Genomic DNA, 25,615 nt, shown 5'->3' with positions numbered 1-25,615 from the left:
CGGCGACGGCGCGCGAGCTGCGCGCCGCTGCCCTGCGGCTCAGGCCGCGCGTACCGTCTCGAGGAATTTTCCGACCTCGAGCTTGAGTCGGTTGCTGTCGCCCGACAACGACTGCGCGGCGGAGAGCACTTGCGACGAGGCCAATCCGGTCTCGGTAGCGCCGCGCTTCACGTCGGCGATGTTGGTGCTGACCTGCGTCGTGCCCTGCGCCGCCTGCTGCACGTTGCGGGAGATCTCCTGGGTCGCGGCGCCCTGTTCTTCCACCGCCGAGGCGATGGTCGAAGCGATCTCCGACATCCGGCCGATGGTGTCGCTGATCTCCTTGATCGCGTTCACCGAGTCCTGGGTGGCGGCCTGGATGCCGGTGATTTGCTGGCCGATCTCGCCGGTCGCCTTCGCGGTCTGCTCGGCCAAGGCCTTCACTTCGGAGGCGACCACGGCAAAGCCGCGGCCGGCCTCGCCGGCGCGCGCCGCCTCGATGGTGGCGTTCAATGCCAGCAGGTTGGTTTGTCCGGCGATGGTGTTGATCAGTTCGACAACGGCGCCGATCCGGCTCGCCGCCTTCGCCAGCTCGCCGACCCGGTCATTGGTGTTTCTGGCCTGGTCCACCGCGTCATTGGCGATCCGCGCGGACTCCTGGACCTGGCGACTGATCTCGTTGACCGACGAGCTCATCTCCTCGGTCGCGGAGGCCACCGACTGCACGTTGGTAGAGGCTTCTTCGGACGCCGTGGCCACCATGGTGGCGAGTTCCTGCGACCGCTCGGCGGACGCGCTGAGCGTCGAGGCGGAGGCCTCCAGTTCGGTCGAGGCCGACGACACCGTGTCGACGATCTCGCTGACGGCGCTCTCGAAATCATCGGCGAGTTTTTTGGTTTCGAGCTTGCGCTGGGTGGCGGCGCGCGCTTCCGATTGCGTCTGCTCAGCCTCCAGCCGCTGGCGGGCGACCGCATTGCTCTTGAACACCTCGACGGTGACGGCCATCTCGCCGATCTCGTCGCTGCGGCCGATCCCGGGCACCTCGACGTCGAGCCTGCCGTCGGCGAGACTCTTCATCGCGACCGTGATGCTATTGAGCGGCTTGGTGATGCGTCGGGCGACGAATATCGACACCGCGAGCGTGAGCAGCAGCACCAGCCCGGCTACGATCAGCGAGCGCTGGGTCGAGGCCCATGCCTGGACGTCGAGGTCGTCGATATAAATGCCGGTCGCGATCAACCAGCCCCACGGCGCGAAGCCCGTGACATAGGACAGCTTCGGCTGCGGTTTTTCCGAGCCCGGCTTCGGCCACATATAGTCGAGAAACCCACTTCCGTCCCGCTTCACGAGATCGATCATCTCGACGGTAATCAGTCGTCCATTCGGATCTTTGGTACCCCTCACATCGGTGCCGATGAGTTTTTGGGCAATCGGATGCATCAGCATCATGCCCTGCATGTCCTGGATGAAGAAGTAGTCCTTGCCGCCATAGCGCAGAGCTGCAACCCGCGCCTGGGCGCGCTTCTGCGCGTCAGCGTCCGGAATTCCGGCTTGCTGGGTGGTAGCGTGTTCTTCCTTGACGATGCCAAGCGCCAGTTCGACAAGATGCTGCAGTTCGATCTGTTTCTGCTGCTTCAGGCTCGATGCCAGTTCGCGCGAATCGAGGAAGGTGATCCCCAGCAATCCGAGGAATCCGAGGCCAATCAGCGCATAGATCCTGAGGGCGATCGTCATTCTGAAGGCAGACGCCATTTCGTTCTCCGCATCGATGCCCGCGACCGACCGGCCTCGTCTCATGCCATCGAATTCCGGTATCCGTGATAGGCGTCGCGGCTTTCGCGTCCGGTTAATTTCGATCACCGTACAAATACCAGGACGGCTGCGAAGTCGCGGGTATCAAATAGGAAAGGTGTTGCGGCCGACCGGCGTGATCAGTTCCGCCGGCACCGCCGCCGGTTCAGGGCCACGCGCATTCAATGTTCAGCCGGGGAGGGATGTGAGGATCGTGTGCCGGCGGCCGCTACGGCTTGTACATCGTGCGGAAGCCGGCCGAGTGCCGGCCGCGAACCGGCATCGGTGCGTCGATCTCGCGCATCGTCGCGGTGTCACCGTCGGCGGCGAGCCGCGCCGTCTCATTGCGGCTCAGGCCGCGCGCACCGTCTGCAGGAACTTGCCGACTTCGAGCTTCAGACGGTTGCTGTCGCCCGACAGCGATTTGGCCGCGGAGAGCACCTGCGAGGACGCCAATCCGGTCTCGGTGGCGCCGCGCTTCACGTCGGCGATGTTGGTGCTGACCTGCGTCGTGCCCTGCGCCGCCTGCTGCACGTTGCGGGAGATTTCCTGGGTCGCGGCGCCCTGTTCCTCCACCGCCGAGGCGATGGTCGAAGCGATCTCCGACATCCGCCCGATGGTGTCGCTGATCTCCTTGATCGCGTTCACCGAGTCCTGGGTGGCGGTCTGGATCCCGGTGATCTGCTGGCCGATCTCACCGGTGGCTTTCGCGGTCTGCTCGGCGAGCGTCTTGACCTCGGAGGCGACCACCGCGAAGCCACGGCCGGCCTCGCCGGCGCGCGCCGCCTCGATGGTGGCGTTCAGCGCCAGCAAATTGGTTTGTCCGGCGATGGTGTTGATCAGTTCGACGACGGCGCCGATCCGGCTCGCCGCCTTCGCCAATTCGCCCACGCGATCATTGGTGGTTCTGGCCTGATGCACAGCCTCGTTGGCGATCCGCGCCGATTCCTGCACCTGTCGGCTGATCTCGTTGACCGACGAGCTCATCTCCTCGGTCGCGGAGGCCACCGACTGCACATTGGTGGAGGCTTCTTCGGAAGCTGCGGCCACCATGATGGCAAGTTCCTGCGACCGCTCGGCGGTCGAGGTGAGGGTGGAAGCGGATGCCTCGAGTTCGGTGGAGGCCGACGACACGGTGTCGACGATCTCGCCGACCGCGCTTTCGAAATCGTCGGCCAGCTTGTTGGTGTCCGCCTTGCGCCGAACCGCGGAGCGGGCTTCGTTGTCCTTTTGCTCGGCTTCAAGCCGCTGCCGGGCGACCGCGTTGCTCTTGAATACTTCGACGGTCGCGGCCATCTCGCCGACTTCGTCGCCGCGGCCGATCCCGGGCACCTCGACGTCGAGCCTGCCGTCGGCGAGACCCTTCATCGCGATCGTGATGTTGTGGAGCGGCTTGGTGATGCGCCGAGCGACGAACACCGACACCCCCAGCGTCAGCAGCAGCACCAGCCCGGCTACGATCAGCGAGCGCTGGGTCGAGGCCCAGGCCTGGACGTCGAGGTCGTCGATATAGACGCCGGTCAGGATGCTCCAGCCCCACGGCGCGAAGCCGACCACATAGGACAGCTTCGGCTGCGGCTTGTCGGATCCCGGCCGCGGCCAGACATAGTCGACGAACCCGCTGCCTTTCTGCTTCACCATGTCGGTCATCTCGACCGAGAACCGCTTGCCGGTCGGATCCTTGGTGTCCGACATGTCCTTGCCGACAAGCTGCGGCGTCGTCGGGTGCATCAGCACGCGCGGCAGCATGTCCTGGATGACGAAGTAATCGTTGTTGCCGTAGCGCAGCTTCGCGACCCTGGCCTGCGCCCGCGCTTGCGCGTCGGCGACCGCAACGCCGCCACTCTGCACGGTCGCGTACTCCTCCTTGACGATGCCGAGCGCCAGTTCGGCAAGATGCTGCAGTTCGATCTGCTTCTGCTGCTTCAGGCTCGATGTCAGTTCGCGCGAGTCGAGAAATGTGATCCCCAGCAATCCGAGGAATCCGAGGCCGATCAGCGCATAGATCCTGAGGGCGATCGTCATTCTGAAGGTAGACGCCATTTGTTCTCCCCATCGATGCGGGCGGCCGACCGGCCTCGCCCCATGCCACCGAAATTCCCTATCGGTGATACCGCTGGCGGCTTTCGCGTTCGGTTAATTTCGGCATCAGTACAAATACCAGGACGGCTCCGAAGATGCTGGTATCATAGTAGTAATTGCGTGGCGGCGGGATCGGTTCCGTCGAATGTCACCGCCGGAGGCCACGCGGGTCGGCCGCCGGCGGGGAACGACGGCGGTTCGCGATCGGTAGCTGTTACAGCTTGTAGGCCGTGCGGAATCCGCCCCAGTGCCGGGCGCGGACCTTCACCGGCACGTCGATCTCGCGCATCATCACGGTGTTGCCGTTGCCCATGTCGCGGGCGTAGCTCTGGATCAGGTAGCTGCGGGTATTGCGGCCGGCGGCGAGCCCGGCGGGATCGTTGAAGATCCGGCGGTTGCGGCTATTGGCGGTGTTCCAGGCGACGTCGCCCGGCCGCTGCGGCTTCGAATAGACGCTGTTGTGGACCGGTAGATAGCCGTTGCGGTCGATCATGGCGCAGAACACCATTCGCGGGTCCTTGGCCAGGAACGCATCCTGGAACGCCGGCAGCGCGCGATCCGCCCAGTTCAGAATCCTGGTGCGGTGCTGCAGCGGATTGGAGCCGTCGATCTCGACATAGTTGTCATCGAACATCTCCTCCATCGTGATCGCGCCGGAGGCGATGCCGTCCTCGAAGATCCGGTTCAAGGTCACTCCGGCTTCCATCGCGCGGGCGACGAATTCGGTGTTCTCGTCGTGGATCGCCCACAGCGCGTCCTCGATCCGCTCCTGCAGCGTGGCGTCCGGCGCCACGAACCGCGCCTGCGCGCCGGCCTTGGTCTGCTGATCGATTCGGATCTTGCAGGCGCCGATGCCCTGCAGCGTCGCCGCCAGGGTCTGATTCAGCGGAAGCGCCGCGGCGCCGGGGCCGGAAATCAGCACGCCTTGCAGCGAGATTTCGTAGACCGGCGCGGTGATGGCGCGGCCGTTGGCGTCGAGCTCGACGCTGAGATGGCAAGGCAGCTTTTCGCGCTTGCGACTTTCCTCGCGGTCGCCCTGCCGCAGCAGCACCGCGGTGCGCGAGCGCAGCTTGGTCGCGAACATCGTCACGTTCTGGCCGGCCTTGGCGACGGCCTCGCCGTGCTGCTCGGCCTCGCGGGCGGCGCTGTCGATCTCGGCGGCGCTGTCGCCGACCGAGACGATGAAATGCGACGCCGAGGCGGCGTTGCTGGAGATCTCGCGGGTCGTGCTGTTCTGCTCGGCGACTGCGCCGTTGACGTTGTCGAACACCGGGCGGATCGCCGCGATCGCCTGCGTGATCCGGTGCACCGCCTCGACCGAACTCGCGGCGTCCCTTTGCAGCGCGTCGATCTTCTGGCCGATCTCCTGGGTGGCTTCCTGGGTCTGCACCGCCAGAGCCTTGACCTCGGTGGCGACCACCGCGAAGCCACGCCCGGCGGCGCCGGCGCGCGCCGCCTCGATCGTCGAGTTCAGCGCCAGCAGCGTGGTCTGCTTGGCGATCTTGGCGATCAGATTGACCACATTGCCGATCGCGGCGGAGGATTCCCGGAGACGATCGACATTGGCGCTGGCCTCGTCGGCGGCGGCGCTGGCCTGGTCGGCAAGCTGGGAGGCCTGCCGGACCTGGGCGCCGATCCCTTCGGCCGAATGGGTGAATTTGTCGGCGGCCTGCGAAAACGTGGTCGCGGTCGAGTGCGCGTCGCTGGTGCGGCCGGTCAGCGCGTCGGTGCGCTGGCGAATCGTGTGCAGGGTGGCGGCGGTGGACTGCGCCCCGCCGGCCACCGAACCGGCGGCGCGTTCGAGCTGGCGGATCAGCGATCCGAGTTCGAGCTCCAGCAATTCGAGGATTTCGCGCGCCGAATCGCCGTCGCCGGCCGGCGTTTCGGCGATCACCGGATCGGGCGCCGCAGCCGGCAGGATGGACGAAGCGGCCGGTTCGGGCTGCCGCTTTCGAAAGAGGCCGAATGCCATGAGGACTCTCGTAGGAATGGAACTTTCGCTGCTACTCTCTCACTGCAGCGTGAAGTCATGGTTAATTTCTAGGCATCGGCAGTGGTATTCGTCCCCCGAATCGGGCCAGTTTTCTGGGCAAGTCTTTGATTTTGCCGGGAGCGGAGCCTATAACGCCGCGCCGCCGCCCCGAAATATCCTGACCCATCCTTAAGAGAGACCGCATGGCCGGACATTCCCAGTTCAAGAACATCATGCACCGCAAGGGCAAGCAGGATGCCCAGAAGTCCAAGCTGTTCAGCAAGCTGGCGCGGGAAATTACCGTCGCGGCGAAGATGGGCCAGCCCGATCCGGCGATGAATGCCCGGCTGCGCGCCGCGATCATCTCGGCGCGGCAGGAGAACATGTCGAAGGATTCGATCGAGCGCGCGGTGAAGAAGGCCTCGGGCGGCGAGGCCGAAAATTACGACGAGATCCGCTATGAGGGCTACGGTCCGGGCGGCGTTGCGGTGATCGTCGAGGCGCTGACCGACAACCGCAACCGCGCCGCCTCCGACATCCGCTCCTATTTCACCAAGTCCGGCGGCAATCTCGGCGAAACCGGCTCGGTCGCCTTCATGTTCGACCACACCGGCATCATCGAATACGACGCCGGCAAGGCCTCCGCAGACGACATGCTGGACGCCGCGATCGAAGCCGGCGCCGACGATGTGCTGTCCTCGGACGAGGGCCACGAGATCTACGCTTCGAAGGAAACTTTTCGCGATGTTGCCAAGGCGCTGGAAGCGAAGTTCGGGGAAGCCCGCAGGGCGCAGCTGACCTGGAAGCCGCAGAACACTGTCCCGGTCGACGACGAAACCGGCGAAAAGCTGTTGAAGCTGATCGACCTCTTGAACGAGCACGACGACGTCCAGAACGTCTACGCCAATTTCGAAGTCTCCGACGCGCTGATGGAGAAGATGGGCGGCTGATCGAGCGTGCTCCGGACCCGCTGCGGCGTTCTTGAAGCCGCTGCGTTGCCCCAATCCCTGGCGTCATCGCCCGCGAAAGCGGGCGACCCAGTATCCCAGAGCGCTCATTTTTAACTGCGACGCTGCGGCGTACTGGATCCCCCGCTTTCGCGGGGGATGACGGATGGTTGTCTCGTTGACCGCCCTGCGCTGCGTCCGCGGCGCAACGATCGCATTCCCTGGGCATCCCCGTTTGTTTCTGTTTCGTTCACTTTGCTGTGGCGTTATCACTACGCCATGAGCAGTCCGCCGATTCGCACGCCCGTCCGCATCCTCGGCATCGATCCCGGCCTCCGCCGCACCGGCTGGGGCGTGATTGAGAGCGAGGGCAACCGACTGACTTTCATCGGCTGCGGCTCGGTGGAGCCACCGGACCGACTGCCGCTGGCGGAGCGGCTGCTGGCGATCCATCAGGGGCTGGCGAAGGTGCTTGCGGAATTCGCGCCGGGCGAGGCCGCGGTCGAACAAACCTTCGTCAACAAGGACGGCGTCGCGACGCTGAAACTCGGGCAGGCGAGGGGCGTGGCGATGCTGGCGCCGGCGATGCTCGGCATCAGCGTCGCCGAATATGCCCCTAACCAGGTCAAGAAAACCGTGGTCGGCGCCGGCCATGCCGACAAGGCCCAGATCCAGATGATGCTGAAGATCCTGCTGCCGAAGGCTGAGCCGAAATCCGCCGACGCCGCCGACGCGCTGGCGATCGCCATTACCCACGCGCATCATCGCGGCACCGCGCTGCTGCGGCTGAAGGTGGTCGGGGGATGAGAACAGATCTTCCAACTTCGAACCTCGGAGAGATCCGATGAGTCGCCGTGCGCACAGCCTGCTCCCTCCCCCCTTGCGGGGGAGGGTTGGGGTGGGGGGTAGCCGCAAGCGAGACTTCCGTTGTGGACCCCCACCCCCGACCCCTCCCCGCAAGGGGGAGGGGAGAACACGCGCCGAGGCCGCCCGATGATCGGCAAACTCAAGGGCCTGATCGATTCCTACGGCGAGGATTATGTCATCCTCGACGTCCAGGGCGTCGGCTATCAGGTGCATTGTTCCAGCCGCACGCTGCAGGCGCTGCCGGCGCCGGGCGAGGCGGCGGTGCTGTCGATCGAAACCTACGTCCGCGAGGACCAGATCAAGCTGTTCGGGTTTCGCAGCGACCATGAGCGCGAATGGTTTCGCCTGTTGCAGACCGTGCAAAGCGTCGGCGCCAAGGTGGCGCTGGCGGTGCTGTCGACGCTGCCGCCGGCCGAGCTCGCCAACGCCATCGCGCTGCGCGACAAGGCCGCGGTGGCGCGCACGCCGGGCGTCGGCCCGAAGGTCGCCGAGCGCATCGTCACCGAGCTGAAAGACAAGGTGCCGGCGTTTGCCAATGTCGATCCGGCGATCACGCAGCTGTCCGGCGCGATCGACGACCATCGCGCGCCGCGCCCGGTCACCGATGCGATCTCGGCTTTGGTCAATCTCGGCTACGGCGCGCCGCAGGCCGCTGCCGCCATCGCCAGCGCCTCGCGCAGCGCCGGCGAGCATGCCGAGACCGCGCAGCTGATCAAGCTCGGGCTGAAGGAGCTGGCGAAGTGACGACCCCGCCCTCCCGCCTGATCACCCCCGAGCGCCGCGCCGACGATGTCGGCGACACCGCGCTGCGCCCGCAACTGTTGTCGGAATTCGTCGGCCAGCAGCAGGCCCGCGCCAACCTGCAGATATTCATCGACGCAGCGCGCAAACGCGGCGAGGCGCTGGATCATGTGCTGTTCGTCGGCCCCCCGGGGCTCGGCAAGACCACGCTGGCGCAGATCGTGGCGCGCGAACTCGGCGTCGGCTTTCGCGCCACGTCAGGGCCGGTGATCGCCAAGGCCGGCGATCTCGCCGCACTCCTCACCAATCTCGAAGAGCGCGACGTGCTGTTTATCGACGAAATCCATCGGCTCAGTCCCGCGGTCGAAGAAGTGCTGTATCCGGCGATGGAGGATTTTCAGCTCGATCTGATCATCGGCGAGGGCCCCGCCGCGCGCTCGGTGAAGATCGAGCTGGCGAAATTCACGCTTGTGGGCGCCACCACCCGGGCCGGATTGCTGACCAATCCGCTGCGCGACCGCTTCGGGATCCCGGTGCGCTTGAATTTCTATACCGTGGAGGAACTGGAGAGCATCGTGAAACGCGGCGCCCGCGTGCTCAATATCGGCATCACGCTCGACGGCGCCAACGAAATCGCCCGCCGCGCCCGCGGCACGCCGCGGATCGCCGGCCGGCTGCTGCGCCGGGTGCGCGATTTCGCCTCCGCGGCCGACGCGGCGTCGATCGATCGCAAGATCGCCGACCACGCGCTCTCCGCGCTGGAAGTCGACGCCGCCGGCCTCGACGCCATGGACCGCCGCTACCTCACCACGATTGCGATGAACTACGCCGGCGGCCCGGTCGGCGTCGAAACCATGGCGGCGGCGCTGTCGGAACCGCGCGACGCCATCGAGGACATCATCGAGCCGTTCCTGATCCAGTGCGGCTACCTGCAGCGCACCCCGCGCGGCCGCTTGCTCACCTCGCACGCTTTCAGGCACCTCGGCCTCGCCGAGCCGGCGCGCGACCCGGCGCAGATCGGCCTGTTCGGGCAGGGCGGCGACGAGGAGTAGGTTCGCCATCGGATCGGGATTGTGCTAAACTGACACTATGAGTTCAGCTGTCGATAAGGCCATCGAAGCCATTGAGCTGCTTCCCGAGGAAATGCGGGAACCGGCAGCAGACTATCTGTTGTCGCAGGCTAGGAAATTCCGCGCGCTGAAAGATGCGATTGACGAAGGTATGGCCGACGTCGAGGCGGGGCGCGCGCGTCCCTGGGATCTGCAGGAATTTCTGACACGGGCCCGGGCGCAAGCCAAACGGTAGTTGCCGTGAAGTTCGTCCTCTCTTCACGCGCCGAAGCCGATCTTCTTGCTATCCACGCCTATTTTTCCGAACGGAATCCCGCTGCTGCGGACCGGACCATCACCCGGTTCTTTCAACGATTCGACGAGCTGTGTGAATTTCCATTTCTCGGACCGGATCGAAGTGAACTACGCGCCTCGTTGCGAGGGATTCTGGTGGATGGATATGTCGTCTTCTACATGATTGAGCCCAATCAGATCGTTATCGTCCGAGTGCTCGATGGACGAATGAATATCGAGGGGCAGTTTGCGGAGTGATAGCGAGGACATCCCAAAGCCCGCGCCGCCGATGGCGCGCGCGGGCTGAGAGTTCTCGCCTACCGCATCAGCGTCTTCATCGCCGCGAACATCACGCGGGGATCGTGCGTGCCTTTGTACAGCGGCGAGACCTGCTTCTCGAGGACGAGCAACGTGAACACCGCGGTCTGCGCCGAGCGCACCGAATATTCCACGGTGAACACTACGTCGTCGGGGATCTCGCAATATTGCCCGATGAAGGCGAGGTTGTGGGTGCCGGGTGGTGTGACCGGCGGCCGGTCGCCCGCGACGCGCGGCATGAACTGGCTGGTGATGAACGGCATCATGCAGGGAATGCAGTTCGAGGCCTTGAGGATCGAGGCCTTGTGGGCGTCGAACCGCAGGTGGCCGATCAGTTCGGTCATCAGTTCCTCGCCGCTGCAGTCTGACATCTTCTTCTTTACGAAATTGCCGATCTGGTCGACGAACAGCCCGTAGCCCCAGAACACCTTGATATTGTCGGGCTGCCCGATGAAATGCGGCTGTGCCGCCAGCACCACTGACATCAGCCAATTCGAATCGGTGAAGGTGACGAGCCCGCCGGTGCCGGCGACGTTGCAGGTGAATTTTTCCATCAGCTCGAAGAAGATCGGGTCGGTCATCGTGGTGGTGAACGACAGCCATTTGGACTCGTCGATGCGGCTGTTGAACGCCGCCGGCCTGCCGAACTCCGGATGCTTCGCCGCGAGCGTCTCCCACAGCGCCCAGGAGCCGTCGGTCTTGCCGTCCTTGGGATGCAGCGGCGCCGGCTTGCTGTTCGATCCCAGGCTGGAGGCCGTGGTCATCGAGCCGTTGGTGACGAACACCAGATCCTGTTCGCCGACCGCGATCTGCTGCGATTTGCCGTTGTGCACGACCTGCAACCGCTCGACGGCCTTGCCGGCCGGGCCGTATTTGAAGTCGAGATCGGTGACACGCATGCCGGTCTCGAACTTGACGCCTTGTGCCTTCAGCCAGTTCGTCACCGGCAGCACGATCGAGTCGTATTGGTTGTAGCGGGTGCGCCGGACTCCAGCGAGGGTGTGGATGCGCGGGAATTCCTGGATGAAGCGCTGCAGATAGCGCTTCAGTTCGACCGCCGAGTGCCAAGGCTGGAACGCAAACGTCGTCACCCACATGTACCAGAAATTGGTCTTGAAGAACGAAGGCTGGAACATGTCCTCGATCCGCTTGGCGCCGAGCTTGTCCTCCGACACCGCCATCAGTTCGATCAGGTCAAGCCGATCCTGGTTGGAAAATCCCAGCACCGAGACGTCGACCTTCTCGCCGCCGCGCACCAGCCGCGCGTTCGAATGCGGGATGTGCTCCTCGTTGAAGGCGTGGATATCATCGCTGACGGTCTTGCTGGGATCGTCGAGCGTGGGAATCTGCGACAGCAGATCGAAGGTGCAGGTGTAGGCCTCGTAGGTGAACATCCGCCCGCCGCGAATCACATAGCCGGGTTTTGCCGATCCCGATCCATCGAGGCTGCCGCCGAGTTTCGCGGTCTCCTCATAGATCGTGATGTTGCCGCCGGGGACGCCGCCATCGCGGATCAGATAGGCCGCGCTGGCGAGCGCGGCGATGCCGCCGCCGACCAGATGCGCGTGAATGTCGCCCCGCGATGCGGATCGAGTGGGAATCGCCATGGACAATGCCTTTATTGATTTCAGGACGCTTGAGGTGGTGACTTGCGGCGATGAATCTAAGTGCGAACGCCGCACGCGGGAGGTGCGAGAAGCTGCCATGCGTCGCCAGCGCAGCAGGGGGGTACCACTGCCATTGGCCGCGACGTGAGCTGTATTGAACGCGCCCGGCGATCGCTGCGACCAACAGGGATCGCAGTTGGGAGCGCCGTCGCCATGGATTTCATCGAGCAAGCCCGGAACGCCGCCACCATGGCGATTCCGGGGCCGCGGACGCCGCAGCAATTGCAGGACGAACTGGACCGGATGGCGATGCCGGAGCTCGCCTCGCTGTGGTGCGAGCTGCAGTATCTTGGCCTGCGCGACAAGACCGGCGAGGTCTGGTCGCGGCTGTTGTATTTCGATCGGCTGCCGCACCGTTCCCCGGAACGCGCGCTCGCCATGGTGCTCGCGGTGCTGCGCTCGGAGGCGCACAAATCGGTCAAGATGCAGCTCAACGACAAGCTGATGCTGGTGCTGGTCGGCCACGGCGCGCTGTTGATCGACGAATGCGAGCGGCAGGCGCGCGACACTCCGCAGCTGCGCTGGCTGATCGGCGGCGTCTATCGCTGGACGCCGGAGCCGCTGCAATCCCGGTTCGAGGCGATCGCCGATCCCGATGCGTGGTATGCCGATTGCGAAGCGCACAAACGCGCCGTCGCCGCGATCGACTTCGCCGCGCTGTCGATTCCCGCGCTGGCGCGGATCTGGGTCGAGCTGAGCTGCATGCCGGACAAGGATCGCGACGCCAACTGGAGCGCGCTCAGCGATTACGAACGCGAGCTGCGCGACGACGATCCGGACCGATTGCTCGAGATGATCCTCGAGATCCTGCGGATCGAGCACCATCCGCTGGTGCTGTCCTATCTGGCGGCCGGGCCGCTGGAGAACCTGGTCGGGATCGATACCATCGCCCGGATCGAACGCGAGGCGGCGGCCAGCGAGCCGTTCTGCGCGCTGCTCGGCGGGGTCTGGTACAATAGCGTGGAGCCCGAACTGAAGGCCCGGCTCGACGCCATCGTCGACGGCGCCCACGGCCGCAACTGGCGGAGTTGAGGCGGCGCCAGCGAGGCGAATGGGTCATTTAGGGGCATGGAATTCAGCATCGAATGATGCTATATTTGATGTCAGCATAGGAGTTCGGCATCATGAGAACCACCATCGCGATCGATGACGAGCTTTTTGCGAAAGCACAGGCATATGCTGGCGTCGAAGAGAAATCAGCGGTGATCCGAAAGGCGTTGCAGGCCTATGTCGAGCTTGAAGCGGGCAGGCGGCTCGCCTTGATGGGCGGATCGATGCCTGATCTGAAAGCCCCGCCACGCCGACGCCCGCCGCGATTTACGAACAATTGATGCTGCTGGTCGATACATCGATCTGGATCGATCATTTTCGCAAGGAGAACCCGCGGCTGAGCGCCAGTCTGGTTTGCCGTCAGGTTCTGATCCATGATTTCGTCCTGGGAGAGTTGGCGCTGGGCGGCGCTCTGCGCTTTGACGAAATCGCGCAAGACTTGGCGGACTTGCCAAACGCAACGATGGCGGCGCCGGCCGAAGTGCTGCGGTTGATTTCGCGTCAAGCCCTTGCCGGCTCCGGCATCGGATATGTCGACGCGCATCTTGTTGCTTCGACGCTGCTCATGCCGGATTGCCGGCTCTGGACCGGCGACAAGAAATTGCGAGCGGTGGCCGAGCGGTTGTCGATCGCCGCAGAGGTGGAGTGAGGTGTGATCAATTCTCTCGACGGCGCGATCGTCGATCGCCGCCACCACATGCAGGTCCGGGTCTATTACGAGGACACCGACTTCTCCGGCATCGTCTATCACGCCAATTATCTGCGCTTCATGGAGCGCGGCCGCACCAATTATCTGCGGCTGCTCGGCGCCGACCAGAGCGCGCTGTTTGCGGAGGCGGAGAGCGAGGCGCCCGGCTTCGCCTTCGTGGTCCGCGCCATGCAGCTCGATTTCCTCAAGCCGGCCAAGATGGACGATCTGCTCGAAATCATCACCCGCCCGGTCGAGGTCAAGGGCGCCTCGATCACCATGCATCAGGAGATCCGCCGCGGCGAGCTGTTGCTGCTGGAGGCCCGCGTCAAGGTCGCCTTCGTCTCAGGCGGCCGGGCGCGGCCGATCCCGCTGCCACTGCGCGTTGCGATGAAGGCCGACCAGTAGTCTTACCGGCGTCGATCTGGTAGCAGCGTGCCAGTTCGGTGTATAATTTTAACTGCCGGACAGGCATTCGGTGCTACCGATCTGTGGCCCGCAATTTGCTTCAAAAAAACGAGCCATGACAGATCAGCAGCCTCACAGAATCGTTATCGTCGGCGGCGGCGCCGGCGGGCTTGAGCTCGCCACTGCGCTCGGCGACAGGTTCGGCCGCGCCGACAAGGCGCGGATCACGCTGGTCGACCGCAGCCGCACCCATATCTGGAAGCCGCTGCTGCATTCGATCGCGGCAGGCAGCCTGCGCCGCTCGCAGCACGAGCTGAACTACATGGCGCAGGCGCATTGGCACCATTTCCACTATCGTCTCGGCGAGATGACCGGGCTCGACCGCGCCGCCAAAACCATCACGCTGGCGCCGGTGCAGGACGACGAAGGCCGCGAGATCAGCCCGGAATCGCAGATCGGCTACGACACGCTGGTGATCGCGGTAGGCAGCGTCACCAATGATTTCGGCACGCCGGGCGCCAAGGACTACGCGGTGCCGTTGGAAACCCCCGAGCAGGCCAGCCGCTTCAACCGCCGGCTGGTCAATGCCTGCCTGCGCGCGCAGCACCAGCACACCCCGGTCGCGCCCGGCCAACTCCACGTCGCCATCATCGGCGCCGGCGCCACCGGCACCGAGCTCGCCGCCGAACTGCATCACACCGCCCGCGAGATCATCGCCTACGGGCTCGACAAGATCGATCCCGAACATGATCTGAAGATCGTGCTGATCGAGGCGACGCCGCGGATCCTGCCGGCGCTGCCGGAGCGGATCTCGGCGGCGACGCTGGCGCTGCTGCAGGAGCTCGGCGTCGAGGTTCGCACCGGCGCGCGGGTCGCCGAGGTGCTCGCCGATGGCGTCCGGCTCGCCGACGGCGAGATGATTCCGTCCGAGCTGGTGGTGTGGTCGGCCGGCGTCAAGGCGCCGGATTTCCTGCATGAGATCGCCGGGCTGGAAACCAGCCGGATCAACCAGCTGGTGGTGAAGCAGACGCTGCAGACCACGCGCGACGATGCGATCTTCGCGCTCGGCGACTGCGCCGCCTGCGCCCGGCCGGGCTTCGACCAGAACATTCCGCCGCGCGCCCAGGCCGCGCATCAGCAGGCCGAATTCATGGTCGCGCAATTGTCGCGCGTGCTCGAGGGCCAGCCGCTGCAAGATTTCGTCTACAAGGATTTCGGCTCGCTGGTGTCGCTCGGCAAGTTCTCGACGGTCGGCAATCTGATGGGCTTCGTGGTCGGCCGCAGCTTCATGATCGAGGGCTATTTCGCCCGCTTCATGTATCGCTCGCTGTACAAGATGCATGAGGCCGCCCTGCACGGCCACGGCCGGACCCTGCTCGGCCTGTTCTCGTCCAGCGCCTGCCCGGCGCCGACGGTGAAGCTGCATTAGCCAAACAAGACTCCGTCATTCCGGGGCGCACGCAGCGAAGCTGCGCGCGAACCCGGAATCTTGCGCCAGTGGAAACCTCCGCCACACTCCGTTGCAGGATTCAGGGTTCGCTCGCCTGACGGCTCGCGCCCCGGAATGACGACGTTGGGCGGACGCGTGCCCGGGAACGACGGTGTTGGACGGATGCACGCCCCGACATGACGACAACGAGGCTTCTTTACCCGTTGACTCTCTGTACCGATCGGTACAGTGTCTCCGCAGCCCTCAAGCCGGAGACCTCATCATGTCGCGCCCGCCATTGCCGCCGTTCACCCGAGAGACCGCCGCGCAGAAGGCGCGCATGGCGGAGGACGCCTGGAATTCGCGTGACCCGGTGCGGGTGTCGCTGGCCTATACCGAGGACAGCAAGTGGCGCAATCGCTCGGAATTCCTGCAGGGCCGTCCGGCGATCGTGGAATTCCTGACCCGGAAATGGGCCAGGGAACACGAATACCGGCTGATCAAGGATCTGTGGGCGTTCGACGAAAATCGCATCGCGGCGCGGTTCCAGTACGAATGGCACGACGATGCCGGCAACTGGTTTCGCTCCTACGGCAACGAGCAATGGGAATTCGACGAGTTCGGGCTGATGCGCCGCCGTGAGGCCAGCATCAACGACGTGGCGATCGCCGAAGCCGACCGCCGCTTCCACTGGCATGCGCCCGGCTCGCGCCCGGCCGACGTCGCCGGACTCGGCAGCGATCCGTTCTGACTGTCGCCGGTCCATGACCGACCGCGCCCGCTTGCTGCCGCAGCTCGGCGAAGTATTTCGCGCCCACGGCTACGAGGGCGCGTCGCTGGCGTTGATTTCGCAGGCGACCGCGCTTGGCAAGGGCAGCCTGTATCACTTTTTTCCCGGCGGCAAACAGCAGATGGCCGCCGAGGTGCTGGCCGAGATCGATGCGTGGTTCGAGCACAACATCTTCGCGCCGCTGCGCGACGACGACGATCCGGCGCGCGCGATCGCCGCGATGCTGAAGGGGGTCGACAGCTATTTCCGCTCCGGCAACCGGGTCTGCCTGGTCGGCGTGATCGCGCTCGGTCACGCCCGCGACATCTTTGCCGACGCGGTCAACGGCTACTTCGCGCGCTGGCAGGACGCGCTGGTTTCGGCACTGCGCCGAACGGGACAGAGCCCCGCCATGGCGCGGAAGCGCAGCGAGGACGCGCTGCTCACGATTCAGGGCGCGCTGGTGCTGGCCCGCGCCCGCGACGATGCCGCGATCTTCACCCGCGCGCTGGCGGACCTGAAGGCGCGGCTGCTGGCGTGAGCCTCAGAGCCGGTCGTTCCGGGCCGCGACCGACCGAGAGCCGGCCACGCTCCCATCAGGCAGAGGTAAAACAACCCGCGGCTGCGGCGGAGTTTCAAATCCAAATGCGATTGCCCTTGCCGTTGTGGTGGGTAGTCTTGGCTATCGCCCACGGAGTCGCGTCATGCTGAGAGCCATCGTCTTCATCGCCGTCCTGTTCACGCTCGCGGTCGGAACCGTGCTCGGGCTGGCGCTGAGCAAGCCGGACGATTTCCGGGTCGAGCGCGCGATCCTGATCAAGGCGCCGCCGGGCAAGATCGCGCCGCTGATCAACGACCTGCACGCCTGGCGCGGCTGGTCGCCCTATGAGACCAAGGACCCGGCGATGCAGCGGACCTATTCGGGCGCCGAAAGCGGCAAGGGCGCGATCTATCAATGGTCCGGCAACAAGCATGTCGGCTCTGGTCGGATGGAAATCGTCGACGTCACGCCGTCGAAGACCGTGATCAAGCTGGATTTCCTGACCCCGTTCGAGGGCCACAACATCGCCGAGTTCAGTCTGCAACCGGAAGGCGATGCCACTGCGGTGAAATGGTCGATGCACGGCCCGGCGCCGCTGCTGTCGAAGGTGATGCAGGTGTTCCTCAACATGGACCGCATGATCGGCGACGATTTCGCCGCCGGCCTTGCGAGCCTGAAGGCGATCGCCGAAAGATAGGCCGATCGACAACCCACGGAGCCATCGATGCAGGTCAATCCCTATCTGTTCTTCAACGGCAATTGCGCCGCCGCGTTCAAGTTCTACGAGATGGTGCTCGGCGCCCGGATCGAGGACATGATGACCTGGGCCGACGCGCCGGCCGGAATGACAGCGGCGCCGGATCAGAAGAGCAAGATCATGCATGCGCGACTGACGATCGACGGTGAGGTGATCATGGCCGGCGACGCGCCTCCCGGCCACTACCACCCGCCGCAGGGCTTCGCGGTGTCGCTGATGGTGCCGTCACCGACCGACGCCGAGCGCCGGTTCAAGGCGTTGGCGGAAGGCGGCAGCGTCACCATGCCGTTCGCCGCGACGTTCTTTTCCAGAGGCTTCGGCATGTGCGTCGACCGCTTCGGGATTCCCTGGATGGTGAACTGCCCGCTGGAGGATTGAGCGGTGCGTTCCGGTGAACCACGCGGAGGGGCAACGCTGTTTTTGAGAACCTGACGCGCGTCTCTGCCGACGAGTCGGCCTGCATCAGGCCGATGCCCCGGCCTACCCGTTCCGGCGTTGCCCGCGTAGCGTTGGCAGGCCGATCCCGGCGGCATCGAAGCCGCCGTCGACCGCGAGAATTTGTCCGGTGATGTAGCTCGCCCGGTCGCTGCACAGAAAGAAGATCGCGTCCGCCAACTCGTCCTCGAGGCCGTAGCGCGCCAGCGGAATCGCGTCGCGATAGTCGGAGCGGATCTCGGCCGAGTGCACCGCCTTGGCCATCGCGGTATCAACCGGGCCTGGCGCCACGCCGTTGACGCGGATGCCGAGCGACGCCAGTTCCACCGCGCATTGCTTGGTCAGATGCGCCAGCCCGGCCTTGCTCGAGCCATAGGCCACCCGCAGCGTCGAGGCCCGCAGCGACGAGATCGAGGTGATGTTGACGATGGCGCCGCCGCCCGAGTCACGCAGCAGCGGCACCGCGGCCTGGATCAGCTTGAACGGCCCGGTCAGATTGACGTCGATCACCCGCTGCCATTCGGCGTGGGTGGTTTCCATCAGCGGCTTGAACACCGCGACCCCGGCATTGTTGACCACCGCGTCGAGCCGGCCGAAGCGCTCGCCGATCGCCGCGATGTCGCCGGCATCCGAGGCGGCGTTTGCGACGTCGCAATGCAGTGCCAGGGTGCGATCCGGCTGCGCCAGCGCCTCGATCGCTTCACGCAGCCCTTCATCGTCCATATCCAGCAGCGCCACCCGCCAGCCTTCGGTGAGAAAGCGTTTGGCCGCGGCGAACCCGATGCCGCGCGCGGCTCCGGTCACCAGCGCGACTTTTTGCGGGGAGGCGGTCATGGTCTGTCCTGTCTGTTGTAAAGCATCGATGCGGCGGGTCCTGCAAGTTCGGTACCACAAACCAGCGCGCAATCGAACCAACCGGCCAGCCGTCGCGGCCGAAGCAGCCAGGAAACAGTCACTGACATCAGGAATACATGATCCTGCAATATAGAATTTCCGCATCAGAGGAGATGTTCGATGGACGATACAATGCAAGAGCGGATCAAGCACCGCGCGCGCGAAATCTGGGAACTGGCCGGCTGTCCGGAAGGTCGCGACGAGGAATTCTGGTTGCAGGCCGAGCAGGAAATTCACGGCGAGGCGGCGACCCACGAAAAGATTTCCGCCGAGCCTGCGGTCGAAGCCAACGGCTAGGTTTGCTGGCGGCGCAATCTCGTCGGAGCAAATTCTCAGCCGAGTTGCTGAGCGCAACGCAAAGAAGACAGACATTCCGGCGTACGGGCAGCGATAGCCGCGAGCGAGCCTGGAATTCCTGCTCACTGTGTTGGCGCTTGGGCGATGTGGCAGCGGTCGATCGCGCGGGCCGGGAGTATGAAATCCGGCCCGCCGCTCGGAGCGGCCGTGCCTGCTTATCGCACGTAGAAGACGAGTCCCGCGATCACCAGCATCGCCGTCACTGCCAGCAGATGCGCCATCGCCCGCGAGGCTGCCTGTTTGGTGGCATCCTTCATTCATTCCCCCGGAAAAAATTCGACACAGTTTGATCGGCGCCGTGCACCGCTGGTCGCGGCGCATGCGTGCCCGAAGTTCGACAAATCCGTCAAAATTTACGCTGAAACGCCCGCGACGAATATTCGCACAAAGAGTCCCCACTCCGCGAAACTCGACAGCGGCGACGTTGATCGATCAATGCGGCGGCAATTTGTTGTCAGTTGCGAGCCGTTGGCGTAGGTGCCGTTGCGGTGCGCGCCGGTGTGCGACTCGAATGACGCGGCCGTTGCCGCTATCGCATCGCGCCAATTCGATTTGTGCAATGACTCAACAGGAGGCCACATGTCGCTACGGCTTTATTACCATCCGCTGTCGTCGTTCTGCTGGAAGGTGCTGATCGCGTTGTACGAGAACGAAACGCCGTTCACGCCGGTGGCGGTCAATCTCGGCAATCCAGTGGAGCGCGCGGCACTGCCGATCCGCGCCACGCATCCGAACCTCGCGGCCTATCTCGATCGCCTGCGGTCACGGCCGTCCTTCGCGCGGGTGATCGAGGAGGCCGAGCCGTATTTCCATCCTTTCCCGGCGGAGCCCGCCGCTCCTGAATGATCGGCGGCGGCGGACGTCGGATCGGCGCGCCGGGCGGGGCCGTCGTGACCGCGAAACGCGCTGCCCCGATTTCGCCGCAGGACATGCGCGGCGAAATCGCCTGCTGCAAGTTCGCCGCAAGATTGCCGCAAGAAATTTCCCAGTGTTTTCGGTACGGCTTTGGGGCAGGGAACCGCGGTTAACGCGGGGATAACCATCTCCGCCCCGAGCCGCAGGGGTGAGGGCGCTGGATCAGTTCGTGACCTTTGCGCAGCTCTCATGTAAAAGCCCTTCACATGAGCTGGCGCAAGGAAACCCGCCGCGCCGAGCGCGGCTATCATCACGGCAATCTGAAAGAGGCGCTGCTGCAGGCGGCGCTCGGTCTGATCGCGGAGAAAGGCCCGGGCGGCTTCACCTTCGCGGATGCCGCGCGGATGGCTGGGGTCAGCCCGGCGGCGCCGTACCGGCATTTCCGCGATCGCGACGAATTGCTGTCCAGCATCGCGCAGCGCGGCTTCGAGCAATTCGAGCAGGTGCTGACCAAGGCCTGGGACGACGGCCGCCCCGACACCGTCAGCGCGTTCGAGCGGGTCGGCAAGGCCTATCTGGCGTTCGCCCGCAATGAGCCGGCGTATTATTCGGCGATGTTCGAATCCGGCCTGCCGGTCGATCTCAATCCGACGCTGATGGCGGCGTCCGAGCGCGCCTTCGGCATCATTCGCGCCGCCGCCGAGCGGCTGGCGGCGCTGACGCCGCCCGGCGTGACGCGGCCGCCGGCGCTGATGATGGCGCTGCATATCTGGTCGCTGGCGCATGGCGTGGCGTCGCTGTTCGGCCGCGGCGATGCGGCGCGGCGCAAGCTGCCGATGGCGCCGGAAGAGCTGCTGGAAGCCGGCGTGCTGATCTATCTGCGCGGCCTTGGGTTCTCCCAAGAACGCCCGACGTCGCCGGAAAAGCCTACTGAATCAAAGCCATCTGGTCCGTGGGGGCCGGTTCCGAAATAGGTTCACTCACCTTTATTTGAGCGAGCCTCGCGCAATTTCTTGCAGCCCTATTGGTCCCCAGCTTGACAAAAACCTGGAATGGATTACGTATGTGAATGTTATTTACATTCACACGGCGATGATGCCGTCATGGAGAGAGGTCAATGACCGACACCGCGGGTTTCAATCGATGGAGTCCTGCCGAGGAGCAGCGCTATCCGCAGCCGATGCTGCGATCGCCGTGGCACCCCGGATGGATCGCACTGACCGTGCTCGGTTTCATCATCTGGTGGCCGATCGGTCTGGCACTACTCTTCTTCACAATCGGGAGCAGGAAAATGGGTTGTTGGGATCACGGCGATCGCTTCGCCAGCAAGATGGAGCGGATGCAGTACAAGATGGAACGGATGAAGGGTCGGATGGAACGCCGCGGCTTCGGCTTCGGCCCGCCCTCCAGCGGCAATCGCGCCTTCGACGAATATCGCGTCGAAACGCTTCGCCGGCTCGAGGAAGAGCAGGTCGAGTTCAAGGAGTTCCTCGATCGGCTGCGCCACGCCAAGGACAAGGAAGAGTTCGATGCCTTCATGGCGCAGCACCGTCCGCGTCCGACCCCGCCGAACGACGGCCAGCCGCAGGCCTGATCGCCAACTGATCGAAACCGACATCGCCGCCCGCCTGTCCAACAGGCGGGCGGTTTTGCGTTGCAGGGCCGCAAGTGGCGCTGGCGGCTGCGATTCGCCGGTCCCAATTCCCCTTTGGTAACCCCTCCTTAACCAAGATTAGCGATTGGTTAGGGGCGCTATGACGCGCCGACAGCCCTCGTTTTGACACGTTGGCAGGGGATTGAGAGACCGGCTTCGGACGGGCCATCCCATGCGACAGAATCGGAATTTGGCGCCGGCGCTTTTCGCCAAACGCGGCGCGTCGCCGTGGCACCGCTAGGACATTTGCGTTGAGAGGATATCGACGATGAATCCCGCCGAGGTGGCTCAGTCAGCATTGCCGCTGGCATCCAGCGACGTCTCGCTGATCGCGCTGTTCTGGCAGGCGCATTGGATCGTCAAATCGGTGATGCTCGGATTGCTGGGCTGTTCGGTCTGGGTCTGGGCGATCGCGATCGACAAGATGTTCCTGTATGCGCGCACCAAACGCGCGATGGACTGCTTCGAGCAAGCGTTCTGGTCCGGCGAATCGATCGACGAGCTGTATCGCGCGCTGTCGGCCAAGCCGACGCAATCGATGGCGGCGTGCTTCGTCGCCGCGATGCGCGAGTGGAAGCGCTCGTTCGAAAGCCAGGCGCGCTCCTTCGCTGGGCTGCAGATGCGGATCGAAAAGGTGATGAACGTCTCGATCGCCCGCGAGGTCGAGCGGCTGGAACGCCGGCTCTTGGTGCTGGCGACGGTCGGCTCCGCCGGCCCCTTCGTCGGCCTGTTCGGCACCGTCTGGGGCATCATGTCGAGCTTCCAGTCGATCGCCGCCTCGAAGAACACCTCGCTGGCGGTGGTCGCCCCCGGCATCGCCGAAGCGCTGTTCGCCACCGCGATCGGCCTGATCGCCGCAATTCCGGCGACTATTTTCTATAACAAATTCACCTCCGAGGTGAACCGCCAGGCGCAGCGCCTGGAAGGCTTCGCCGACGAATTTTCGGCGATCCTGTCGCGCCAGATCGACGAGCGGGCATGACGATCACTGACGAGCGAACCGTGAGCACCAGATCATGGCGATGAATTCGGCGGGAGCGACTGGCGGCGGCGGTCGACGCGGGCGCCGGCGCGCGGTGATGGCCGAGATCAACGTCACGCCGATGGTCGACGTGATGCTGGTGCTGCTGATCATCTTCATGGTGGCGGCACCGCTGATGACGTCGACGATCGATATCGACCTGCCGGTAGCACGCGGCGGCACCTCGCTGTCGTCGAACGCCCCTCCGCTGACGCTGTCGGTGAAGCGGACCGGCGGTAGCTGCAACTCGAAAGTGGAATTGTACCTCGGCGACAGCCTGATCCCGGTCTCCGAACTGGAGGCCAAGATCAAGGCGGTGCGAGCGACCCGGTCGGACGCCGAAAGCGTGGTCTATCTTCGGGGTGACAAGGACGTTTGCTATACCGATATGATGAAGCTGCTGGGGACCATTCGAACCGCCGGCTTCAAGGCCAATATCGTCATCGTGCCCGAGCAGGGGACCTGAGGCGATGACCCGCGCGATGCCGACGACCGGGATGGAGCAGGAATCCTGAACGTGAAGCTCGAGAAGATCGACAAGACCCTCGTTGCGTCGGTTGCGCTGCATGTGCTCGTGATCGGCTGGGGTCTGTTGTCGTTCTCGTCCAAGGCGTTCGAGCTGCCGCCGCAGGATGCAGTGGCAGTGGATACGATCTCGGAAGATCAGCTGGCCAAGGTGATGGCCGGGATGAAATCCGGCAAGAAGGAAAGCCCGAAGCCGCTGGTGGAGAAGGTCGCCGAGGCGAAGCCGCCGGTCGAGGACGCGGTCGGCAAGATCTCCGAGAAGGCGCCGGTCGTGACCGAGACCGCGCCGCCGCCGGAGCCGAAGCCGCCGGAAAAAATCGTCGAGAAGCCGGTCGAGAAAAAGCCCGATCCGATCGCCGAAGCGCTGAAGAAAGAAGAGACGAAACCGCCGCCGAAGCCGCAGGTCGCGGCCGCCAAGCCGCCGGCGCCTGCGAAGCCGAAGACCGAGCGGGTGTTCGACGCCGCCAAGATGGCGGCGCTGATCGACAAGCGCGATCCGAGCCGGCAGGCGATGACCGGCGATACGCTGAACTCCAACGCGGCGCTCGGCCTGGCGAAGGGCAAGTCCGCCGACAATTCGGCGACCTGGGGCGCGCTGTTTCAGTCGCAGGTCGAGCGCTGCTGGAAGAAACCCTATGGCGGGATCGAGGCGCAGAAATCGGAAGCGGCGTTCGTAATCCGGCTGAAGCGCGACGGCACGCTGGAAAGCATGCCGCAGCCGGAAGGCACGCCGGCGACGCCGTTCCTGCGCGTCTATCAGGAAAGCGCGCTGCGCGCGATCATCGAATGCCAGCCCTACAATCTGCCCGCGGCGTTTTTCGAGGAATGGAAGTTCTTCGCGCCGGTGTTCACCGATCGACGACCGTGACGGCGCGCGGTGCCGCGCGCTGTGTCCCGTTAGTAACAATGTCCGACCCAATGGATTGCCCGACATGCCGTTTCGTCTAAACCGCCGACAGATCATTTCCGGGATGGCCGCGACCGGCGCACTGGCGGCCGCGCCGCTGCGCGACGCCTTCGGCCAGGCCAGGGTGCAGATCACCGAGGGAAACGTCGCGCCGTTGCCGATCGCGCTGCCGAATTTCGTCGCCGGAACCCCTGCCGACGCCGAAGTCGGCGTCGGCGTCGCCCAGGTCATCACCAACAATCTGAAGCGCAGCGGGTTGTTCGCGCCGATCGACCAGGCCGCCTATATCGAGAAGATCACCAACATCGACTCCCCGCCGCAGTTCAACAGCTGGAAGAGCATCAACGCTCAGGCGCTGGTGACCGGCCGGATGACCCGGCAGGGCGACGGACGGCTGAAGGCGGAGTTCCGGCTGTGGGACGTCGCCACCGGCCAGCAGCTCACCGGTCAGCAATATTTCACCTCACCGGAATATTGGCGCCGCATCGCCCACATCATCTCCGACCAGATCTACGAGCGGCTGACCGGCGAGAAGGGCTATTTCGACAGTCGCGTGGTGTTCATCGATGAGACCGGACCGAAAGAGCGTCGGGTCAAGCGGTTGGCGCTAATGGATCAGGACGGCGCCAATGTGCGCTACCTCACGCGCGGCACCGACCTGGTGCTGACGCCGCGGTTTTCTCCGTCGACCCAGGAAATTACCTACATGGAATTCGGCCAGGGCGATCCGCGGGTCTATCTGTTCAACATCGAAACCGGACAGCGCGAGATCGTCGGCAATTTCCCCGGCATGTCGTTTTCGCCGCGGTTCTCGCCGGACGGTCAGCGCGTCATCATGAGCCTGCAGCAGGGCGGCAATTCCAATCTGTTCGTGATGGACCTGCGCTCGAAATCCACCACCCGGCTCACCGACGCCCCGGCGATCGATACCTCGCCGTCCTACGCGCCGGACGGCAGCAAGATCTGTTTCGAATCCGATCGCGGCGGTAAGCCGCAGATCTACGTGATGGCTGCCACCGGGGGGGCCGCGCAGCGGATCTCGTTCGGCGAAGGCAGCTATTCCACCCCGGTGTGGTCGCCGCGCGGCGACTACATCGCCTTCACCAAACAGGGCGGCGGCCAGTTCTCGATCGGCATCATGAAGCCTGACGGCTCCGGCGAGCGGCTGCTGACCTCCGGCTTCCACAATGAAGGTCCGACCTTCGCGCCGAACGGCCGCGTGCTGATGTTCTTCCGCGATCCCGGCGGCAATGGCGGGCCGTCGCTGTTCACGGTGGATATTTCGGGGCGCAACGAGCAGCGGGTGCCAACTCCTGGTTTCGCCTCCGACCCGGCATGGTCGCCGCTGCTGTCGTAACGCGCCGTCGACGGCCCCGCCTTTGGCCGGATGTCCTCAAGCCTGGCGTGCGGCGGACCCGGCAATCCTTGCCTAGGTCGCTGGAAACATGGGCGAAAATCGCGAGCAGCCGACCGTAATAATATTTTGGTAACGATATTCCCTCAGAAAGATTTCATTTCGGCACGCTAACACTGTCCAATCACGGGGACATGTGCGTGCGGAAGCAACTGGTCGATCGCGCCGAGATACGCAACGAAGCGGCGTTGCCGCCGAAGATCT

General features: G+C 64.6%; 27 protein-coding genes and 1 pseudogene. 23 read left to right on the top strand and 5 right to left on the bottom strand.

Annotation, left to right across the window (positions count from 1 at the left end; translation table 11 throughout):
• Nucleotides 1–39 precede the first annotated feature (39 nt).
• From HXX15_RS03925 to HXX15_RS03915, 3 genes are all read right to left on the bottom strand, one after another.
• Nucleotides 40–1,731, bottom strand: a complete 1,692-nt coding sequence (locus tag HXX15_RS03925) for a cache domain-containing protein (RefSeq protein WP_296512866.1) — start codon at nt 1,729–1,731, stop codon at nt 40–42.
• 390 nt (nt 1,732–2,121) lie between these two features.
• Nucleotides 2,122–3,813: a cache domain-containing protein gene (locus HXX15_RS03920; protein WP_296512864.1), complete on the bottom strand. Its 1,692-nt coding sequence runs from the start codon at nt 3,811–3,813 to the stop codon at nt 2,122–2,124.
• A gap of 253 nt (nt 3,814–4,066) precedes the next feature.
• Nucleotides 4,067–5,824 (bottom strand): methyl-accepting chemotaxis protein, encoded by a 1,758-nt coding sequence (locus HXX15_RS03915; RefSeq protein WP_296512863.1) that lies wholly within the window; start codon nt 5,822–5,824, stop codon nt 4,067–4,069.
• A 203-nt stretch (nt 5,825–6,027) separates the two neighbouring features.
• Here HXX15_RS03915 and HXX15_RS03910 point away from each other — a divergent pair, with 203 nt between their 5' ends.
• The 6 genes from HXX15_RS03910 to HXX15_RS03880 all read left to right on the top strand — a co-directional run bounded on the left by HXX15_RS03910 (nt 6,028) and on the right by HXX15_RS03880 (nt 9,980).
• Nucleotides 6,028–6,774 carry a YebC/PmpR family DNA-binding transcriptional regulator gene (locus tag HXX15_RS03910; protein WP_296512861.1) on the top strand — a complete coding sequence of 249 codons (747 nt, stop codon included), beginning with the start codon at nt 6,028–6,030 and terminating at the stop codon, nt 6,772–6,774.
• 276 nt (nt 6,775–7,050) lie between these two features.
• Nucleotides 7,051–7,578 (top strand): crossover junction endodeoxyribonuclease RuvC, encoded by a 528-nt coding sequence (gene ruvC, locus HXX15_RS03905; RefSeq protein WP_296512859.1) that lies wholly within the window; start codon nt 7,051–7,053, stop codon nt 7,576–7,578.
• Between the two features lie 186 nt (nt 7,579–7,764).
• Nucleotides 7,765–8,382: a Holliday junction branch migration protein RuvA gene (gene ruvA / locus HXX15_RS03895; protein ID WP_296512857.1), complete on the top strand. Its 618-nt coding sequence runs from the start codon at nt 7,765–7,767 to the stop codon at nt 8,380–8,382.
• Nucleotides 8,379–9,431, top strand: coding sequence for a Holliday junction branch migration DNA helicase RuvB (gene ruvB / locus HXX15_RS03890; RefSeq protein ID WP_296512855.1), 1,053 nt, complete (start codon nt 8,379–8,381; stop codon nt 9,429–9,431). The genes ruvA and ruvB overlap by 4 nt, the downstream gene beginning before the upstream one ends.
• Nucleotides 9,432–9,468: 37 nt before the next feature.
• Nucleotides 9,469–9,684, top strand: coding sequence for a hypothetical protein (locus tag HXX15_RS03885; RefSeq protein WP_296512853.1), 216 nt, complete (start codon nt 9,469–9,471; stop codon nt 9,682–9,684).
• Between the two features lie 5 nt (nt 9,685–9,689).
• Nucleotides 9,690–9,980, top strand: a complete 291-nt coding sequence (locus HXX15_RS03880; RefSeq protein WP_296512851.1) for a type II toxin-antitoxin system RelE/ParE family toxin — start codon at nt 9,690–9,692, stop codon at nt 9,978–9,980.
• A 59-nt stretch (nt 9,981–10,039) separates the two neighbouring features.
• Here the strand turns inward: HXX15_RS03880 and HXX15_RS03875 are convergent, their stop codons facing one another.
• Complete coding sequence (locus HXX15_RS03875) at nt 10,040–11,647, bottom strand: oleate hydratase (protein ID WP_296512849.1); 1,608 nt, start codon at nt 11,645–11,647, stop codon at nt 10,040–10,042.
• Nucleotides 11,648–11,860: 213 nt separating this feature from the next.
• Here HXX15_RS03875 and HXX15_RS03870 point away from each other — a divergent pair, with 213 nt between their 5' ends.
• The 9 genes from HXX15_RS03870 to HXX15_RS03830 all read left to right on the top strand — a co-directional run bounded on the left by HXX15_RS03870 (nt 11,861) and on the right by HXX15_RS03830 (nt 17,727).
• Nucleotides 11,861–12,739, top strand: coding sequence for a DUF6869 domain-containing protein (locus tag HXX15_RS03870; RefSeq protein WP_296512847.1), 879 nt, complete (start codon nt 11,861–11,863; stop codon nt 12,737–12,739).
• Nucleotides 12,740–12,831: 92 nt separating this feature from the next.
• On the top strand, nt 12,832–13,038 hold the full coding sequence (locus HXX15_RS03865; protein ID WP_296512845.1) for a type II toxin-antitoxin system VapB family antitoxin: 207 nt from the start codon (nt 12,832–12,834) through the stop codon (nt 13,036–13,038).
• The gene (locus HXX15_RS03860) at nt 13,038–13,406 is read left to right on the top strand and encodes a PIN domain-containing protein (RefSeq protein WP_296512843.1); all 369 of its coding nucleotides are present in this window, start codon (nt 13,038–13,040) and stop codon (nt 13,404–13,406) included. Before HXX15_RS03865 ends, HXX15_RS03860 begins: the two co-directional genes overlap by 1 nt.
• 48 nt (nt 13,407–13,454) lie before the next feature.
• Nucleotides 13,455–13,853 (top strand): tol-pal system-associated acyl-CoA thioesterase, encoded by a 399-nt coding sequence (gene ybgC, locus HXX15_RS03855; protein WP_296514808.1) that lies wholly within the window; start codon nt 13,455–13,457, stop codon nt 13,851–13,853.
• 115 nt (nt 13,854–13,968) lie between these two features.
• Nucleotides 13,969–15,282: an NAD(P)/FAD-dependent oxidoreductase gene (locus HXX15_RS03850; RefSeq protein WP_296512841.1), complete on the top strand. Its 1,314-nt coding sequence runs from the start codon at nt 13,969–13,971 to the stop codon at nt 15,280–15,282.
• Between the two features lie 283 nt (nt 15,283–15,565).
• A complete protein-coding gene (locus tag HXX15_RS03845; protein WP_296512839.1) occupies nt 15,566–16,033 on the top strand; it encodes a nuclear transport factor 2 family protein in 468 nt (155 codons plus the stop codon).
• A 13-nt stretch (nt 16,034–16,046) separates the two neighbouring features.
• On the top strand, nt 16,047–16,592 hold the full coding sequence (locus tag HXX15_RS03840) for a TetR/AcrR family transcriptional regulator (RefSeq protein WP_296512837.1): 546 nt from the start codon (nt 16,047–16,049) through the stop codon (nt 16,590–16,592).
• A 163-nt stretch (nt 16,593–16,755) separates the two neighbouring features.
• Nucleotides 16,756–17,289, top strand: a complete 534-nt coding sequence (locus HXX15_RS03835; RefSeq protein WP_296512835.1) for an SRPBCC family protein — start codon at nt 16,756–16,758, stop codon at nt 17,287–17,289.
• Nucleotides 17,290–17,316: 27 nt separating this feature from the next.
• Nucleotides 17,317–17,727: a VOC family protein gene (locus tag HXX15_RS03830; RefSeq protein ID WP_296512833.1), complete on the top strand. Its 411-nt coding sequence runs from the start codon at nt 17,317–17,319 to the stop codon at nt 17,725–17,727.
• Between the two features lie 102 nt (nt 17,728–17,829).
• Here HXX15_RS03830 and HXX15_RS03825 read toward each other — a convergent pair whose 3' ends face one another.
• Nucleotides 17,830–18,618, bottom strand: a complete 789-nt coding sequence (locus tag HXX15_RS03825) for an SDR family oxidoreductase (protein ID WP_296512831.1) — start codon at nt 18,616–18,618, stop codon at nt 17,830–17,832.
• Nucleotides 18,619–18,798: 180 nt separating this feature from the next.
• Here HXX15_RS03825 and HXX15_RS03820 point away from each other — a divergent pair, with 180 nt between their 5' ends.
• The 8 genes and pseudogenes from HXX15_RS03820 (at nt 18,799) to tolB (ending at nt 25,354) form a co-directional block, all read left to right on the top strand.
• Entirely contained in the window at nt 18,799–18,975 is a 177-nt protein-coding gene (locus tag HXX15_RS03820; protein ID WP_296512829.1) for a DUF2934 domain-containing protein, read from the top strand.
• Nucleotides 18,976–19,614: 639 nt separating this feature from the next.
• Nucleotides 19,615–19,743, top strand: a pseudogene (locus HXX15_RS03815) (glutathione S-transferase N-terminal domain-containing protein); the annotation flags it as partial.
• 413 nt (nt 19,744–20,156) lie between these two features.
• On the top strand, nt 20,157–20,864 hold the full coding sequence (locus HXX15_RS03810; protein WP_296512827.1) for a TetR/AcrR family transcriptional regulator: 708 nt from the start codon (nt 20,157–20,159) through the stop codon (nt 20,862–20,864).
• Between the two features lie 143 nt (nt 20,865–21,007).
• Nucleotides 21,008–21,484 (top strand): DUF2852 domain-containing protein, encoded by a 477-nt coding sequence (locus HXX15_RS03805; RefSeq protein ID WP_296512824.1) that lies wholly within the window; start codon nt 21,008–21,010, stop codon nt 21,482–21,484.
• Nucleotides 21,485–21,812: 328 nt separating this feature from the next.
• Nucleotides 21,813–22,526, top strand: a complete 714-nt coding sequence (tolQ, locus tag HXX15_RS03800) for a protein TolQ (RefSeq protein ID WP_296512821.1) — start codon at nt 21,813–21,815, stop codon at nt 22,524–22,526.
• Nucleotides 22,527–22,560: 34 nt separating this feature from the next.
• Nucleotides 22,561–23,031, top strand: a complete 471-nt coding sequence (locus tag HXX15_RS03795) for a biopolymer transporter ExbD (protein WP_296512820.1) — start codon at nt 22,561–22,563, stop codon at nt 23,029–23,031.
• 51 nt (nt 23,032–23,082) lie between these two features.
• Nucleotides 23,083–23,958 (top strand): protein TolA, encoded by an 876-nt coding sequence (locus tag HXX15_RS03790; protein WP_296512817.1) that lies wholly within the window; start codon nt 23,083–23,085, stop codon nt 23,956–23,958.
• A gap of 64 nt (nt 23,959–24,022) precedes the next feature.
• Nucleotides 24,023–25,354, top strand: coding sequence for a Tol-Pal system beta propeller repeat protein TolB (gene tolB, locus HXX15_RS03785; protein WP_296512816.1), 1,332 nt, complete (start codon nt 24,023–24,025; stop codon nt 25,352–25,354).
• The last annotated feature ends 261 nt before the right edge of the window (nt 25,355–25,615 follow it).

Source organism: Rhodopseudomonas sp., from assembly GCF_013377015.1.
In the GTDB taxonomy this organism is placed as follows: Bacteria; Pseudomonadota; Alphaproteobacteria; order Rhizobiales; family Xanthobacteraceae; genus JARJEH01.
Note: the sequence above shows the minus strand (reverse complement) of the source record. Positions and strands in the feature narration are given on the sequence as shown.